The sequence below is a fragment of the Rhizobiaceae bacterium genome (genome assembly GCA_023953835.1).
GTDB lineage: Bacteria > Pseudomonadota > Alphaproteobacteria > Rhizobiales > Rhizobiaceae > Mesorhizobium_G.
Genome location: JAMLJB010000001.1, coordinates 2618220 through 2633867, shown reverse-complemented (window position 1 = coordinate 2633867; position 15648 = coordinate 2618220). Strand labels below are relative to the sequence as shown.

General features: G+C 62.4%; 15 protein-coding genes. 4 read left to right on the top strand and 11 right to left on the bottom strand.

Going from position 1 to position 15648, the window contains the following annotated elements; translation table 11 throughout:
- The first annotated feature begins 97 nt into the window (after positions 1-97).
- Positions 98-1888, top strand: coding sequence for an OmpA family protein (locus M9924_12445; protein MCO5065208.1), 1791 nt, complete (start codon positions 98-100; stop codon positions 1886-1888).
- 45 nt (positions 1889-1933) lie between these two features.
- Here the strand turns inward: M9924_12445 and M9924_12440 are convergent, their stop codons facing one another.
- Complete coding sequence (locus M9924_12440; GenBank protein MCO5065207.1) at positions 1934-2896, bottom strand: LysR family transcriptional regulator; 963 nt, start codon at positions 2894-2896, stop codon at positions 1934-1936.
- A gap of 124 nt (positions 2897-3020) precedes the next feature.
- Between M9924_12440 and M9924_12435 the strand changes: the two genes are divergently transcribed.
- Positions 3021-3668 carry an FMN-dependent NADH-azoreductase gene (locus M9924_12435; protein MCO5065206.1) on the top strand — a complete coding sequence of 216 codons (648 nt, stop codon included), beginning with the start codon at positions 3021-3023 and terminating at the stop codon, positions 3666-3668.
- An 87-nt stretch (positions 3669-3755) separates the two neighbouring features.
- Here M9924_12435 and M9924_12430 read toward each other — a convergent pair whose 3' ends face one another.
- Both M9924_12430 and M9924_12425 read right to left on the bottom strand, forming a co-directional pair.
- Positions 3756-4043 carry an HlyU family transcriptional regulator gene (locus tag M9924_12430; protein ID MCO5065205.1) on the bottom strand — a complete coding sequence of 96 codons (288 nt, stop codon included), beginning with the start codon at positions 4041-4043 and terminating at the stop codon, positions 3756-3758.
- 54 nt (positions 4044-4097) lie between these two features.
- Positions 4098-4727, bottom strand: a complete 630-nt coding sequence (locus M9924_12425) for a TetR/AcrR family transcriptional regulator (GenBank protein ID MCO5065204.1) — start codon at positions 4725-4727, stop codon at positions 4098-4100.
- 497 nt (positions 4728-5224) lie between these two features.
- Here M9924_12425 and M9924_12420 point away from each other — a divergent pair, with 497 nt between their 5' ends.
- A complete protein-coding gene (locus M9924_12420) occupies positions 5225-5680 on the top strand; it encodes a hypothetical protein (protein ID MCO5065203.1) in 456 nt (151 codons plus the stop codon).
- Positions 5681-5734: 54 nt separating this feature from the next.
- Here the strand turns inward: M9924_12420 and M9924_12415 are convergent, their stop codons facing one another.
- From M9924_12415 to M9924_12395, 5 genes are all read right to left on the bottom strand, one after another.
- Complete coding sequence (locus tag M9924_12415; protein MCO5065202.1) at positions 5735-6157, bottom strand: secondary thiamine-phosphate synthase enzyme YjbQ; 423 nt, start codon at positions 6155-6157, stop codon at positions 5735-5737.
- A 52-nt stretch (positions 6158-6209) separates the two neighbouring features.
- Positions 6210-8237, bottom strand: a complete 2028-nt coding sequence (gene rpoD / locus M9924_12410) for an RNA polymerase sigma factor RpoD (GenBank protein MCO5065201.1) — start codon at positions 8235-8237, stop codon at positions 6210-6212.
- A 591-nt stretch (positions 8238-8828) separates the two neighbouring features.
- Positions 8829-9050 (bottom strand): hypothetical protein, encoded by a 222-nt coding sequence (locus M9924_12405; GenBank protein MCO5065200.1) that lies wholly within the window; start codon positions 9048-9050, stop codon positions 8829-8831.
- A gap of 305 nt (positions 9051-9355) precedes the next feature.
- Positions 9356-11284, bottom strand: coding sequence for a DNA primase (dnaG, locus tag M9924_12400; protein MCO5065199.1), 1929 nt, complete (start codon positions 11282-11284; stop codon positions 9356-9358).
- 242 nt (positions 11285-11526) lie between these two features.
- The gene (locus M9924_12395) at positions 11527-11910 is read right to left on the bottom strand and encodes an RcnB family protein (GenBank protein MCO5065198.1); all 384 of its coding nucleotides are present in this window, start codon (positions 11908-11910) and stop codon (positions 11527-11529) included.
- A gap of 291 nt (positions 11911-12201) precedes the next feature.
- Here M9924_12395 and M9924_12390 point away from each other — a divergent pair, with 291 nt between their 5' ends.
- Complete coding sequence (locus tag M9924_12390; protein MCO5065197.1) at positions 12202-13863, top strand: Na/Pi cotransporter family protein; 1662 nt, start codon at positions 12202-12204, stop codon at positions 13861-13863.
- Between the two features lie 10 nt (positions 13864-13873).
- On the opposite strand, the gene M9924_12385 is transcribed toward M9924_12390, so the two are convergent.
- The 3 genes from M9924_12385 to M9924_12375 all read right to left on the bottom strand — a co-directional run bounded on the left by M9924_12385 (position 13874) and on the right by M9924_12375 (position 15398).
- Positions 13874-14578, bottom strand: a complete 705-nt coding sequence (locus tag M9924_12385) for a nucleotidyl transferase AbiEii/AbiGii toxin family protein (protein ID MCO5065196.1) — start codon at positions 14576-14578, stop codon at positions 13874-13876.
- Between the two features lie 69 nt (positions 14579-14647).
- Positions 14648-14866: a hypothetical protein gene (locus M9924_12380; protein ID MCO5065195.1), complete on the bottom strand. Its 219-nt coding sequence runs from the start codon at positions 14864-14866 to the stop codon at positions 14648-14650.
- Positions 14867-14948: 82 nt separating this feature from the next.
- The gene (locus M9924_12375) at positions 14949-15398 is read right to left on the bottom strand and encodes a GatB/YqeY domain-containing protein (GenBank protein MCO5065194.1); all 450 of its coding nucleotides are present in this window, start codon (positions 15396-15398) and stop codon (positions 14949-14951) included.
- Positions 15399-15648 lie beyond the last annotated feature (250 nt).

Genomic DNA, 15648 nt, shown 5'->3' with positions numbered 1-15648 from the left:
GCCTGCCGTCAAGGTTTTGACGATTTACGCCAGCAAAGGGAACTTTGCGGCCCGCCAGCGGTTCGGCTCGCGATGGGACGCCAGACCGGAGACGATTATGAACAGATCACAGGCTCATTTCGCGGGCGGCGCAATCGCGCTGCTGCTGGCCTCAACTTCTGCATATGCAACACAGGTCGCGGCGCCCGCGCCCGCCGTCCCGCAGGCTTCGCGCGCCGCGATCGTCCTTGCACAGGCAGATTGCGAGGGGGAGAATTGCCTGCCCGTGGACAGAAAGCGCAGGCATGGACAAGACGGCGGATCGGATCGCAGCGATCAGTCGCAGCCGCAGGCATCCCCGCTGGAGAAGCAGCAATTGCCTGCCGCGCCGAAGCGGAAACCCAAGGAGTCTCCAGCGCCCAAGGCGGAAGCGCCGGCTCCACGTAAACCAAAGCCCGCCGCGTTGCCGGAACCGGAACGCGCGCCCGCGCCGCGGGCGAAAAAGCCTCAGGCCGAGCAGTTGCCCACAAGGCGCGCGGCGCCGGAACTGCGGCCGGAGGCTCCGCCCAAACGCAAGCATCGCGAGCAGGAAGCTCCCGCCCCTGTAGATCGGGCCGAACCATCGCCGCTTCCGGTCCGGCCCACGCAGAAGTCGGCACCAGCCCCCGACACTGCGCAGCAACCTGTTCCGAGGCCGAAGGAACTTCCAAGGAGAAGCACCGCGCAGCCCCAGCCCCAGCCGCAGGTGGTGCGACCCAAGCCACGGGCACTGCCCGAACAGCCAACTACGGCTCCCAATGACGCAGCGACGGCACCCGTGCTCGACAGCCAGAAATCGGGCGAAAACCCCGTCCGTCCACGCGGACAGGACAGGCAGAATGCGGCAGGCAGCGCAAAGCCGCGTCCCGTCGTGAAAGCCGGGCCGCCGCCAACCGATGACCGCGCTGCGCAGGAGGCTGTGCGGCCCGAGAGCATCGTTCCGCTGACGCGGGAAAAGGGCACGCGGAGGCAATCCGCGCCAGAAATGCTGCGCCGCGAACGACCTGAAGGCGCCGAGGTGGTCCGGCGCATGGGCGATCGCACCATCCTCGATTTCGGCGGGCAGGCCATCGTCGAGAGCGACGACAGGCAGCGCCTTGGGCGTGGCGCCCGGGATGTGTACTACGAGGACCTTCCGCGCGGTCGAACCCGCGAGGTGATCCAGCGCCCGAACGGCATACAGGTCGTAACCATCCGCAATCGATATGGCGACGTGATCCGGCGCTCGCGCATCATGCCGGATGGCCGGGAATATGTTCTGGTCTATGTCGAGGACAACGACCTTGACCGCGTGCGGGAATGGCGGGACCCCGGCGACGACCTGCCGCCGATGCAACTCGGCATTCCGGTCGATGACTACATCTTCGATGCCGAACGCGCCCGCGCGCCGGACGACTATTACGACTTCCTGAGTGAACCTCCGGTGGAGCGCGTCGAGCGGCTCTATTCCGTCGATGAGGTCAAGCGCTCCGCCCGCATTCGCGACAAGACGCGAAGGATCGACCTCGACACGATCACCTTCGAGTTCGGGCAGGCGTCCATACAGGAAAGCGAGATCGTGCGGCTCGAAGGCGTTGCAACGGCCATGCAGCGGTTGCTTGAAGCGAACCCGGCGGAGACCTTCCTTATCGAAGGCCACACGGATGCGGTGGGTTCGGACATCGCCAACCTCGCGCTTTCCGACCGGCGCGCCGAGGCGGTGGCGGACGCATTGACGAACGTGTTCGGCATTCCGCCCGAGAACCTCTCGACACAGGGCTATGGCGAACGCTTCCTCAAGGTGCGCACCGAGGGACCGGAACGCGAGAATCGTCGCGTTGCGATCCGCCGCATCACGCCGCTCGTCGCCCCTGTCGCGAGCGCCAACTGACGACATATGTGCGGGCTCGGCCCGCACATGGTCGCCCTCGCTTGGTTACAGATTGTCCGCTGCGACCCTCAGGCCATCGATGATGCCCCTGCGCGGCTTCATGATCGCGCAGACCTTCGGCAATTCTTCCTTGAATCGTTCGATCAGCCAGGTTGCCGCCGGTCCCGGCATGGAATCGGCGCGGTGGAACGCGAACAGCGAATAAGGCCGCACCGGATAAGGCTCCAGGTCGAGCGCCTTGAGCCGCCCGGCTTCGATATCCTCGGTCACCATCCATGTGGGCAGGCCGCCCCAGCCAAGACCGGAAAGGATAAGGTCGCGTTTGGTGGAGGGGTCGGTCATGCGCCAGGTTCGATAGGCGAACACCCCGAAATCCTTGCCCTCCGTCATTCGCGACGCGTCGGAAATCACAAGCTGGATGTTCTCCCGCACCACCGCCAGCGGCACCCTGCCCTTATAGACAGCCAGCGGATGGTGGGGTGCGGCGACCGGAATCATGCTGGCATCGCCGATACGAACGGAGATCAACTCATCGGTCGCGCCGATCAATTGGCCGCCGAAGCCGATGTCGCATTTCTGGTTCAGCAACTGATCCCAAACGACGCCCAGCGCGCCCACATTGAGCTTGAGCGTGACGGACGGAAACTGATGCTCGAAGCCTTTGAGCGCCTCGACCAGCGCCGGGGACGGCAGCGATACGTCCACCGCGATCGCCAGTTCCGACTCAAGCCCGAGCTTCATGCCCTCGGCCCGCGAACGAATATCGTTCAGCACGCCGATCATGCGCCGCGCATCCGGCAGCATCGCCTTGCCCTCCGGCGTCAGTCGCGGCTCGCGCGTGCCCTCGCGCTCGAACAGCGGCATCTCCAGTTGCGCTTCGAGGTTCGCGATCATGTAGCTGACCACGGATTGCGCGCGGTTGAGCCTGCGCGCGGCAGCGGAAAAACTGCCCTCCTCCGCAACGGCCAGAAACACCTGCAACTGATCGAGCGTCGGGTTCGCCTGCATGACCCATCAACTTTATGGATGTATATGATAGATATTTTCCCGATTTTTTGGATGGGTGTCCAGTCCTATTTTCAGCTTCGGAATGAAGGCGTCTTTCGACGCCGCAAGATACGGAGCCAAAACAATGTCCAATATCCTTCTCGTTACCTCCAGCCCGCGCGGCGACTCCTCCCAGTCGACCCGCGTGGCGACCGAATTTGCCGGCAAGCTTCAGGCGGCGCTGCCCGGCAGCACGCTCACCGTGCGCGACCTCGTCAAGAAGCCGCTGCCGCACATCGAGCCCGACTATGCGTCCGGCATCTACACCCCGGCTGAGTCGCGCACCCCGGCGCAGGCGAAGGTCGTCGGCGTTTCGGATGCGGCGGTCGACGAACTATTCGCCGCCGACCACATCATCCTCGCCACCGGCCTCATCAATTTCTCGATCTCGTCCACGCTGAAGTCGTGGATCGACCACGTCTCGCGTTCGGGCCGCACTTTCGCCTACGGACCGGACGGTCCGCAGGGCCTGGTCAAGGGCAAGAAGGTCTATGTCGTCCTCGCCTCCGGTGGCGTCTACTCGGAAGGCCCGGCGGCCGTCATGGATTTCGCCGTTCCCTATCTCAAGGGCGTGCTCGGCTTCAACGGCATGACCGATGTCGAGGTCATCCGTGTGGAAGGCATGGGCATGGGCGAGGATGCGGTCAAGGCGGCACTTGAAAAGGCTGGCAAGCAGATCGACGCCATTGTGAAGCAGGCCGCAGAAAAGCCGCTCGCGACCGCCGCCGCGTAACAAATGCCTCGGCGCCTTTGTTTGGCTCGGGCGTCGATGCGGTTCCCTTCTCCCCCGTCAAGGCGGGGGTGAGGGGCGCTTCCGCGTTCAGCCAAACAGCCTCTCGCCCTGCTCGTCGATGATCTGGCGGCCCTTGCTCAAGGTCAGTTGAACCACGTCGTCCAGCCCGGCAAAACGGTCCGCGCGGATGAAGCGATGCTCCTTCATCTCGCCGCCAACCTCTTTCGAAATGATCCCGCAGGTCTGGTACTGCCCATCCTGCTTGAAGGGCGTCGCCTTGATGACGAAGCCGCGATGCTCGGCTTCGCCTGCAACTTCCGGTTCGCTTGCGGCAGTTTCGCCGCCGCCCCCGAACAGCTTCCTGAAAAACGACATCGAAGCCTCCCGATCAATTGCGTGCATCTGTCTTGGCGCGCGGGCGTCGGCGCGTCAATGGGTCGAGCGTCCCGGATGGCGTTCCAGCCCGGCGAGATAGACCGTTACGAGATGGTCGACCTGCCGCCATGTTTCCTCTTCCGGGTTCGCATTCGACCGGCTGCTCGCGCCGCTGGTGACGATGCCGTGCACGCTTGACCACAGGATCCGCGCGTTCAGCACGCATTCCTCCTCGTCGAGCGCGAGCTTGTCGTCGTCGAGCAGCACCTGCGTGATGATGCCGAACAAGCCGTCCAGCCGACCCAGATAATCCTCCCGACGCGATGCCTCGATGCGCGTCGGGCTGAAGGCCAGCAGCGCCGCCCAGCTTTGCGGATGCGCCGCGACATATTCCAGATAGGTGCGCGCAAGGGCAAGCAGGCGTTGCTTCGTATCCGTCACCTTCGATGTCTGGATGTGCATCATCGTCTGCATTCCGGCGCGCGCCAGCCTGTCGAGCAGCCGGAAATTCACGGCCAGATGCAAGCCGTCGAGATCACCGTAGAGATTGTAGATCGAGCCGACGGCGATGCCCGCCTTCTCTGCAATCGTCCGCGCCTTGAGATTGATCGCACCGCCTTCGTTCAGAAGGTCCTCGGCGATGTCGAGCACGCGCGAACTGACTTCATCCTTGTCCAATGCCATTCAAACTTTCCTCCAGCCGCTTTCGCGGCAAACGATCGGACTCGTCCCTTGGAACATGATTCAGGCACAAATGTGAACATAGTTCAAGGTTTTTGAACCGGATTCATTTCGATCGCGGCGAGACCGGCCCATCATGCCCATGCGACGCAAGAAAAATGCGGAACAAGGTGAACTTTGTTCAAAATAAGTCTTGAACACCGTTCAGAACATGCTATGGTGTCTCTATGAACGAAGTTCAAGACATGGCGGGAGGTAAGATGTCAGCGACAATCGAAGTCCGACACAATCGCCTGTCGAATTTTTCGGGCGAGCGGGGGCGCTGACCGATCCTGGCCGGAGCGATGCTCCGGTCAGGACAGCAGTCGAGGAAAAACCAACAGATTTCGACAACAAGGGCGCGGGGCTGCGGGGCCTGGCGAGAGGATGAATTGCGGGGTTCATCCTCTCGCCGGACGCAAAAGAACCAATCGGGGCTTCCCGGCACATGGGAGCGGATCATGACAAACGGCACGTTGTTTCTGATGACTGGAGAAGAATTTTCAACCGAGGACAAGGCCGGCGGCGAAGTCACGCTGGAGCTCATCGACAGGCACCTCGCGGAGGCGCGCGCCCAGTGCCGCGAGATCAAGCAGACGCTGGATTGGCTGAAGCTGCACCTGCGCATCGAGCAAAAAAGCCTGCGGGCCTGCACGGCACGGATTTCGGACCTTGAGAACCGGGCGCGTCTGGCGCGCCGCGCCGGTTCCGAGATTCTGGTCCGCCATGTCGAGGCGGCAATCAGTGAACAGGAAAAGGAAGAGGACGCGCTGCACCTGCGCGTCTCGGATCTCGAAAGCAGGTTGGCGATCGCGCGTTTTACCTTCCAGCGCAAGCGCCGCCGGCTGGTCGAACTCAAGCGCGCAAGGGAAATCGTATTGAGACGCCGGTCAAGGTCGGCTGCCACCGGGTCCTGAGCGGTGGCGCCATGACGATGCCGGGGGTGACCTCCCTCCCCGGCATCGTCTTTTTCATGCGCCCAGATGCAGCACGATTTCCCTTCGGTGCGGCGCGCGACGATGCTCGAACAGATAAATGCCTTGCCAGGTGCCGAGCACAAGCTGCCCCTGGGAGACCGGAATCGAGAGTGACACCGCAGTCAACGCCGCCTTGATATGCGCCGGCATGTCATCCGGTCCCTCCAGCCTGTGCACCAGATAGCGCATGGATGGATCGTCGGCAGGCGGCACGAGCCGGGCAAAATACGCATCCAGATCGCGGCGCACGTCCCGATCGGCATTTTCCTGAATAAGCAGCGAGCATGAGGTGTGCCTGACGAAAACGGTCAGTAGTCCCTCGGTGACGGCATTTTGCCGGACAAACCGCGCAACCCTGTCCGTAACCTCATAGAGGCCCGCGCCCGTCGTCTCGATTGCGATCTTCTGTTGCGGCATCCGGATGGTTCAATCAGATGGAACAAGGGCGGCCCTGAGCCGCCCCGTCCGATCAACTGTCGAGGAAGCTGCGCAACTTGCGCGAGCGGCTCGGATGCTTGAGCTTGCGCAGCGCCTTCGCCTCGATCTGGCGAATGCGTTCGCGCGTGACCGAGAACTGCTGCCCGACTTCCTCCAGCGTGTGGTCGGTGTTCATGCCGATGCCGAAGCGCATGCGCAGCACGCGTTCCTCGCGCGGCGTAAGTGACGCAAGTACCCGCGTCGTGGTTTCGCGCAGATTGGCCTGGATCGCCGCGTCGATGGGCAGGATCGCCATCTTGTCCTCGATGAAATCGCCGAGATGCGAATCCTCCTCGTCGCCGACCGGCGTTTCGAGAGAGATCGGCTCCTTGGCGATCTTGAGCACCTTGCGCACCTTTTCGAGCGGCATTGCGAGCTTTTCCGCCAGTTCCTCCGGCGTCGGCTCGCGGCCAATCTCGTGCAGCATCTGGCGCGACGTCCGCACGATCTTGTTGATCGTCTCGATCATGTGCACCGGAATGCGGATCGTGCGCGCCTGATCCGCAATCGAGCGGGTGATCGCCTGCCTGATCCACCACGTCGCATAGGTCGAGAACTTGTAGCCGCGCCGGTACTCGAACTTGTCCACCGCCTTCATCAGGCCGATATTGCCTTCCTGAATGAGATCCAGGAACTGCAAGCCGCGATTGGTGTATTTCTTGGCGATGGAAATGACGAGACGCAAGTTCGCCTCCACCATCTCCTTCTTGGCAATCGCCGCCTCGCGCTCGCCCTTCTGCACCTGATTGACGATCTTGCGGAACTCAGCGATGGAAATCGCCGTCTCGGTCGCGAGGTTCTGGATTTCCGCCCGGATTTCCCGGATCGTTTCCTTCTCGTTCTTGGTGAACTCCTTCCAGCCCTTGCCAGAAAGATTGGAGATCGACTTCATCCAGTTCGGATCGAGCTCCGAGCCCTGATATTCCTTCACGAACTCTTCGCGCTTGACGCCGTGGCTCTCGGCCAGCCGCAGAAGCTTGCCTTCGTTCTGGTTGAGGCGCTTGGAAATGTCATAGAGCTGCTCGACCAGTGACTCGATGCGCGCCTGGTTGAGCGAAAGCGATTTCACCGCCTTGATCAGCTTGTCCTTCAGCTCCTTGGCGCGGCGGTCCTGACTGGGCGACAGCGTGCCGGCTGCCGCAAGGCGGTTTTCCACCTGCTGGTCCTGCAGCTTGCGCAGCTTCTTGTAGGTATCGGCAATCAGGTCGAGCGTTTCCATGACCTGCGGGCGAAGCTCGGCTTCCATGGCCGCGAGCGACAGGTTGCTCTCGTCCTCCTCGTCCTCTTCCTCCTCGATATTGCTCTCGCCGCCGACATTGGTGATGTCGTCCTCGTCCTCGCGCGAACGCCGCGCTCCCACGGGACGCGCCTGATCCTTCGGCTTCTCGGCCTCTTCCACGCGCTCGATCACCGGAGCCTGCTTGGCTTCCGGCCCCGCATAGGTGGCTTCAAGATCGATGATGTCACGCAGCAGGCCCTTGCCTTCGTTCAGGTCGTCGCGCCAGATGATGATGGCCTGAAAGGTCAGCGGGCTTTCGCAAAGCCCGGCAATCATCGTCTCGCGTCCGGCCTCGATGCGCTTGGCGATGGCGATTTCGCCCTCGCGCGACAGAAGCTCGACTGAACCCATTTCGCGCAGGTACATGCGCACGGGATCGTCGGTGCGGTCGGTCGGCTCCTTCTTGGCGACGGCAGCGACGGCTGTGCCGGTCTGCTCGGCGAGTTCGGTGGCCTCCTCCTCGGCGTCGTCGCTCTCTTCCTGTTCGGCCGCCTCGTCCTCCTCGACGACATTGATGCCCATGTCGGAGAGCATGGCCATCGTGTCCTCGATCTGGTCGGGCGACACTTCCTCGGAAGGCAGCACGGAGTTCAGCTCGTCCATCGTGACATAGCCGCGCTTCTTGGCGGCCTTTATCATCTTCTTGACGGCATCATCGGAAAGGTCGAGCAGCGGACCGTCCGGTGCGCCCTCGCGCTCGGTCTCCGCCTCTTCCTTTTCTTTGGTCACTTTATTCGCCATGCTTCAATCATCCTGCGTCGGCCCTTGGGCCGGCCCGTTATCTATATATCACCTTGGCAATTGGTTGGCTTCGGTCGGTGCGCATCGCCCGCGTTGCCTCTTCAGCGTCCACTATGTGGGGAGCGTCCCCCGATTCTTCCAGAGATTGCGGCGTTCCGTCCGATTACAACGCATTACCGCCACCGGCGATCCCTCGAATCGTCCTGATTCCGTTAATCTGGCGCAAGGTCAAGGCGCTGTGACATGATTCGCGTTAAAAAAGCGAATCAAATGGCGAATCACCGCAGAAGAGCTAGCTCGCGAAGTGAGTTAGGGCTTTCCGGGATGCCCTTGTCCCGCAATCTCGACGCCGCCGATCACCCCTACCCTCGTCTTGGCGGGAAGAAGGAGACGTCAGCAGTTGCCACCACCTCATCCGCCTGCCGGCACCTTCTCCCACAAGGGGAGAAGGACGATGGCAACAATGTCTCACACTTTCTGCAACGCTGGCGATTGAAACCGGCACGGATGACATGCCCTTCTCCCCTTGTGGGAGAAGGTGGCGGCAGCCGGATGAGGGGTATTGCGGCGCGGCACGGTCTGCGTTGGCGATCATCCTCCTTCTCCCCGCGAGCGGGGAGAAGGTCGCGGCAGCGGGATGAGGGGCCGCGCTATATCGACAAGACGGGAGCGGCGAAACAGTGGCGCGTTCACGACGATCCAAGTCAGGGCAATCAAAGTGCAGGGTGGCACGACTATCCAGAGCGCCTTGATGGCGTCGGACGACGACCGATAGGCATCAAAAAAGTCTTTCCAGAAATGATAGCTGTCCATCCGTGCCCCCGCGCCTGGATGGTCACCGAGGGGCTTCCCCTTGCCCCAAACACGCCCCTCTGGTGACCGGGGAGCTAGAAAGCCGCACAGCGACGGCTGCCTCGACCTTTAAGCCGAAGCTCTGGACATGCGCCGAGGCCTCCCCGGCCCTAAGGCTCGTGGAGATGCCGTTACGGCCGACATCGACCGCGCTGGATGGGGTTTCTAGATCCCAAGGTCCGGCCAAGCAACCGGACCCAACTCGACCATATTCTATCATATGCTAAAATAAAAGGGGGGATCGCGCTTTGTCGTTGGCGCTGTCCTCACCCTCGATCGACCCGGCCCGACAGCACCCCAAACCCTTCAATCAGCGCCTCTGCGGCCTGCAGATTGCGGAACTGCGCCTGCACCTCGACGAGATGGCGGTAGTTCTCTTCTGTCGGTTCATTTGCGAGCGCCACTTCCGCCGCCTTCAACTCTGTATGCAGGGTCCGCGCGCCCCGGTGCAATTGCAGCGCCTGCATGAAAGCCTCGCGCGCATCGTCAAGTGCCGCCGTCTCCAGTGCAGGCCAGTGTCCCGCACGGCGAACATGCTCCAGCGCGCGCTCCCACGACGGCACCAGCCCGGCCGCCTCGACGGCGGCCAGAACGGTGCTTCGGTCATGCGCCGCCTGATGCGCGAGAACATCAATCAGCACCAGCAGAAGCTGGCGCAATTCCTTGTGCGACAGGTCGAGCGCGCCAACCTCGTCGAAAAACTCCTCGGCCAGCAGCGGATGGTTGACGAGCGTGACAACCATGACGGCCTCTCGCAACGGCATCACGCCTCCGGAACGTTTCACCATTGCAGTCCGCGCAAGGCTTTCACTGACTGCCGTGCGGCCCGCCTGCGTAAAGCCGCCCCGGCCCTGCCAGCCTCCCGCGCCGCGCCGGTTGCCCTGCTGACCGCCGCGCCGGTCATCCCGCCGCGAACCGAAAAACGCCTGCACACGATCACGCATTTCCTGCTGGTAGTGGAAGCGCACGCTCTCGTCGCGAATCCGTCCGGTCAGTTCCCGCAGCGTCTTTTCAAGCTCCGCCCGGCGCTCCGGCGTGTCGAAAACCCCGCCTGCGGTCTCGCGCATCCACAACAGGTCCGCCAGCGGTCGCGCCTCTTCCAGCACCTTGCGGAATCCGTCCGCGCCCTCGGCCCTGACGAGATCGTCGGGGTCCTGCCCCTCCGGCATGAGGGCGAAGCGCACGGACCGCCCCGGCTGGATGGCGGGCAAGGCCAGATCGGCGGCGCGCCACGCCGCCTTCAGCCCGGCCTTGTCGCCGTCGAAGCACAGCACCGGCTCCGGCGACATGCGCCACAAAAGCTCAAGCTGGTTCTCGGTCAGCGCCGTCCCGAGCGGCGCGACGGCGTTCTCAAAGCCCGCCTGCGCCAGCGCGATCACGTCCATATAGCCCTCGACCTGAATAACCGAGCCGCCCTTTTGAAGCGATTTTCGCGCCCGCACATAATTGTAGAGCACATTGCCCTTGTGGAAGAGTTCGGTCTCCGGCGAGTTCATATATTTGGCCAGCGCATCCGCCGCCATGGCCCGCCCGCCGAACGCAATGATGCGGCCCCGCGAATCCGGGATCGGAAACATGATGCGGTCGCGGAAATAGTCGTAGGAAACGGGAATGTCCTCGCCATGGCGCACCAGCCCGCACGCCTCGACCTGATCCTTGCCAACGCCCTTCGAGGCCAGATATTCCTTGAGCGCATTGCGGCTGTCGGGCGCAAATCCCAGCCGGAACGCCTTTTGCGTGGCGGGAGTCAGCCCGCGTTCGCGCAGATAGGCGCGGGCGCGCGCGCCGTCCGCCGATTGCAGCCGCTCCTCGAAAAAGCCGGTCGCGAGTTCCATGACATCGTGCAGGCTCGCACGCTCCCGTTCGCGGCGCTCTTCCTGAGCATCGCGCACCGGCATGGGCACGCCCGCCATGTCGGCGATCTTCTCGACGGCTTCGGGAAAGCTCATGCCGTCCAGTTCGGTCAGGAATTTGAAATGGTCGCCGGTCACGCCGCAGCCGAAGCAGTGGTAGCGGCCCTTCTTGTCCTCGCAGTGGAAGCTCGGCGACTTTTCGCCATGGAAGGGGCAGCACGCCCACCAGTCGCCGCGCGAGGCGTTCGTCTTGCGCCGGTCCCACGTGACGCGCGACCCGATGACCGACGAAATCGGCACCCGGTCGCGAATCTCATCGAGGAAGGCAGGCGAAAAGCGCATGGCCCATACTTAGACCCTCGGCCACCGTCGCGCCACGTCGGAAGCAACGCAATCGACAGGAATCGGGTAAACCAAACCCCTCATCCGCCTGCCGGCACCTTCTCCCACAAGGGGAGAAGGAACTGTCATTCACGCTGGCTTCAACCATCCGACGCTGCAGAACGAACGCGACGCCGGGAATTCCGTCCTTCTCCCCTTGTGGGAGAAGGTGCCGGCAGGCGGATGAGGGGTACGGGCGCCACTCAATTCGCAGCGATGACGCCTGCGATGACACCGGAAGCGGCGGCGATCAGCAGATAGTCATTGTTGACCTTCACCCACTGCTGGCCCGGTCCCGGACGACGCAGCCCGTGGTAGCGATAGTCGCGCACCACATTCTGCCGCTGCCAGTACGGCACCCGGTGACCGCGCACCCAGCGCGTCGTGGTGGTGGTGCGCTTGACCACGATCTCGCGGCCAAATCGGTCCTTGCGAACCACTTCGCGTTCCACCTTTCTCTTGACGACGGGGCCGTGTTTCATATCCGCAACCACAATCGGCTGCGAATTGACGGGAGCAGCCTGCGCTGACACCGCCGGAAGGGCGAGCATGGTTGCGGCCAAAGCAGAGAGAACGAAGCGTTTCATGGAGAGGTTTCCTCGTTGTTGACACGAGAAAGCTAGCCGCCCCCGAATGAACCGAAACTGAACGGAGAATTACATTTATGTAATGATTTCGCAATGTTAGCTTGCGCAGATAAAGTCGATCGACGGCTTGGCCTCTACGCCTTTTTGCTCCAGCCTTTGCATCTTTAACCGGATTGGAAGATTATCCGGCTAATATGCTATCAATTGGCGGATCATGATTCTTTACCGAGCAAATAGAGAGACAATTCCGACACAATCGCCGGGCTCCCTGTCCGCCGACAGGAGGAAAGCTTGAGCGGTTCCGTTGTGCTCATTCATCTGGCGGGGGCTGTTGCGCTGTTGCTTTTCGCCACGCGGATGGTGCGCACGGGCGTCGAGCGCGCCTATGGGGACCTGCTGCGCCATCGCCTGCGCGGCATTCTCAAGAACCCGCTTCTGGCCGTGGGCGCCGGCGGCCTGCTCGCCATCTGCCTGCAAAGCGCCACCGCCGTCGCGCTGATCGTCGGAGCGTTCGTCGGCTCCGGAATTGTCGGCGGCACGTCGGGCCTGCTTGCCGCGCTCGGCGCGGATATCGGCTCGGCCCTGATCGCCAAGCTGCTGAGTTTCAATCTCAGCTTCCTGTCGCCGCTCTGTCTCGTGACGGGAACCGTCCTGTTCATGACCACCGAACGGCGCGACCTTCTCCAGATCGGGCGCATCCTGATCGGCATCGGCCTGCTGATCCTGTCGCTGCGCCTCATCGGCGAGGCGTCCGAGCCGCTGCGCGACAGCGCGCTCCTTCCGATCATCGTGCAATATCTGGCCGGCGACCCGATCACCGCCTTCATCGTCGCGGCCATCATGACATGGCTGTTCCACTCCAGCGTGGCCGCGATCCTGCTGTTCGCCGCGCTCGCACAACGCCAGCTCATTCCACTCGACCTTGGCGTGGTGCTGGTGCTGGGGGCCAATATCGGCGGCGCGGTCATCGCCGTGATGCTGTCGCGCGCCTCGCCGCCCCGCTCGCGCATCGTGCCGATTGGCAATCTGATCATGCGCGGCGCGGGCGCGATCATCGCACTCATCGCCATTATCCTTTTCGCCCCGCCATTCGAACGGCTGGGCGCAACGCCGACAGCCGCGATGCTCAACTGGCACATCGCGTTCAATGTCGCGCTCGCAACCGTGGGCATGATCGTGGCGGCGGGGGTCTATCGCATCGCGGAGCGCATCGCCACCGCGGGAGTCAAGCCGGAAGCCGACGACCCCGCCGTGATCGAACTCAATGTGCTGAACGAGGGTGCGCTCGATTCGCCCATGCAGGCGCTCGGAAACGCCACGCGCGAGGTCGTGCGGCTGTGCGAACTGGTCGAGATCATGTTGCAGCGGATTTTCGAGCTTTACGAACACCCTGACGAGGAGAAGATGAAGTCGCTGGCTGCGCTGGACGACCGCGTGGACCGCAAGCATCAGGCGATCAAGCTCTATCTCGCCAAGCTCACCACCCGCGACCTTTCCCAGGACGAGACGCTGCGCTGCGAGGAACTGCTCGGCGCCTGCGTCAAGCTTGAGCAGGTCGGCGACATCATCGTGCGCAACATGCTGGTGCATGTGCGCAAGAAGGCCGAGCACAGACTGGAATTCACCGAGCAGGGCTGGAAGGAATTGCGCGATTTCTACGCCGCCGTGCTCGCCAATGCGCGACTTGCCTTCAACATCCTCGTGTCGCGCGATGCGGAATCCGCGCGCCAGCTCGTGCTTGAGAAGGACCGGCTGCGCGACCTTGAGAAGCAGGCCAACGCCAGCCATTTCAACCGGCTGCGCGAAGGCACGTCGAAGAGCGTCGAGACTAGCACCATCCATCTCGACACGATCCGCGACCTCAAGCAGATCAATTCGCTGCTGGCCTCGATGGCCTATCCTGTGCTGGAAGAGCTTGGCATGCTGGGCGGCTCGCGCCTGAAAGCGGGTTGAACCGCCTCGCCTAGAACACGGATGGCCAGATGCGACCACAGGCGATGCGCAAATGCTGAATCGCCCGGACTGCATCCCCGGCATTCATATCGAGCTTCGCCGCCGCATCCCGAAGCTCGGATTCATCCTTCAGCCTGTGCAATACCCAATGCAATTTGCGTTCTATGTCCGCGCCATAGGCACGGGTCGCCTTTTCAAGGGATTCGGACGGTATTTCGCCGTGCGCCTCGACCAGCCTTCCAAGGTCGAGCGCGTCCCGATAGCCCACGCTGCGGTCCTGGCAGCGGTCGGCATTCGCCAGTAGTTTTTCGGCAAACATGTCCTGCAAGCTCAGCACCGGCACGCCCAATGACGGGTCGAACCGCCCTTCCAGCGAAATCCGCGCTTCCTTGACGATCTCGAACTTGATCGACAGGTCGCGGTAGATAACGAAAAGCCGAATGCCATACTGGTCCAGTCTCGGCTCGCGCGCGAACTGCGCCTGTGCCGGAAAGAGCGCGCGTGCCCTGTGTCCGGTCACGGCGTCGCGGACGGTGCGAAAACCTTCCGTACTCGAACAAAGGAAATCGACATCGAGCGAACGTCGGTATTCGCCGAACAGCAGCACGATTGCCGTGCCGCCTCCGAAGAAGCACTTGCCTTCATCGAGAAACGGCCCGTTCATTCCCTGAAGCAGGTCCGCGATGATCTGATGCTCAGCTCTGCGAAACGGCATCGACTTGTCCCGATTTTGCCAGCTTGTTCATCGCGACAAGAGCATATTCGAAAAGGAACGGAAATCCGATCAGATCAATCCGAAGCCATGCCCGAATTGATGACCCAGGTCCTTGATGAGAATCGTCTCGCGCTCCGTGAGCGCTTGCTGATCGACAAAACGCCAGTTGCGATCATACAGCGCAAACGCCTCTTCAGCCGCGAGCGGCTGCGCCGGATCGCGATTCCACACGAGCTTTCGCAACTCGGGAAACGCGGCGGGAATGATGTCGGTTCGAACCTCGGCCATAGCGCCCATCATATATACCGGCGGCCTCCGAAATTCAATTTCGGCCCGGCCCGCGCGCCTCCGCGCGCGAGCCGTGACCTGCCTATTTCAGCATGTCTTTCACAAGGCCGCTGGCCTTGCCGAAATCCATCTGGCCCGGATACTTCTCCTTCAGGACCGCCATGCACTTGCCCATGTCGCGCAGGCCGTCCGCGCCGATCTCGCTGATCACCTCACGGCAGGCCTGGTGCACGGCGTCTTCTCCAAGCTGCCGTGGCAGGAAGTCCTTGATGATCTCGATTTCGTCGCGCTCCTGCGCGGCAAGCTCCGCGCGGCCGCCCTGCTCGAAGGCTTTCGCCGACTCCTCGCGCTGCTTCACCATCTTGCTCAGGATCTGCAGGATTTCCTCATCGCTCACCGGGTCCTTGCCCGTGCCGCGATGCGCGATGTCACGATCCTGAATTGCCGCCTGGATAAGGCGCAACGTGCCGATCCGCCGCTTGTCCTGCGTCTTGAGGGCGGCCTTGAGCGCTTCTGCGATCTGGTCGCGCATGGTCATTACTCCTGTCAACTTTTTCCAACCATAGCTGCCCGACCCATCCAACGCAATCCGCAACGCTTTCACAAGCAGTTGTTTTCATTGATGAAAATAATCCGGGAAACGACAGGTCCGGCATTGACCGGCACCCGCCATTGACCTATTTTCCGCAGCTTACGGGATATGAGCAGCGTCTTGCGGCGGGCCAAATTGGCACCGCGCGCGTTTCGCTGCGTGATATGGCGCTTCCGGCCCTCTCTTGCAA

Bases quoted from the DNA above. Each gene is read 5' to 3' on its own strand.
- M9924_12445 (MCO5065208.1), top strand. From the start codon at position 98: ATGAACAGATCACAGGCTCATTTCGCGGGCGGCGCAATCGCGCTGCTG.
- M9924_12440 (MCO5065207.1), bottom strand. From the start codon at position 2,896: ATGCAGGCGAACCCGACGCTCGATCAGTTGCAGGTGTTTCTGGCCGTT.
- M9924_12435 (MCO5065206.1), top strand. From the start codon at position 3,021: ATGTCCAATATCCTTCTCGTTACCTCCAGCCCGCGCGGCGACTCCTCC.
- M9924_12430 (MCO5065205.1), bottom strand. From the start codon at position 4,043: ATGTCGTTTTTCAGGAAGCTGTTCGGGGGCGGCGGCGAAACTGCCGCA.
- M9924_12425 (MCO5065204.1), bottom strand. From the start codon at position 4,727: ATGGCATTGGACAAGGATGAAGTCAGTTCGCGCGTGCTCGACATCGCC.
- M9924_12420 (MCO5065203.1), top strand. From the start codon at position 5,225: ATGACAAACGGCACGTTGTTTCTGATGACTGGAGAAGAATTTTCAACC.
- M9924_12415 (MCO5065202.1), bottom strand. From the start codon at position 6,157: ATGCCGCAACAGAAGATCGCAATCGAGACGACGGGCGCGGGCCTCTAT.
- rpoD (MCO5065201.1), bottom strand. From the start codon at position 8,237: ATGGCGAATAAAGTGACCAAAGAAAAGGAAGAGGCGGAGACCGAGCGC.
- M9924_12405 (MCO5065200.1), bottom strand. From the start codon at position 9,050: ATGGACAGCTATCATTTCTGGAAAGACTTTTTTGATGCCTATCGGTCG.
- dnaG (MCO5065199.1), bottom strand. From the start codon at position 11,284: ATGCGCTTTTCGCCTGCCTTCCTCGATGAGATTCGCGACCGGGTGCCG.
- M9924_12395 (MCO5065198.1), bottom strand. From the start codon at position 11,910: ATGAAACGCTTCGTTCTCTCTGCTTTGGCCGCAACCATGCTCGCCCTT.
- M9924_12385 (MCO5065196.1), bottom strand. From the start codon at position 14,578: ATGCCGTTTCGCAGAGCTGAGCATCAGATCATCGCGGACCTGCTTCAG.
- M9924_12380 (MCO5065195.1), bottom strand. From the start codon at position 14,866: ATGGCCGAGGTTCGAACCGACATCATTCCCGCCGCGTTTCCCGAGTTG.
- M9924_12375 (MCO5065194.1), bottom strand. From the start codon at position 15,398: ATGCGCGACCAGATCGCAGAAGCGCTCAAGGCCGCCCTCAAGACGCAG.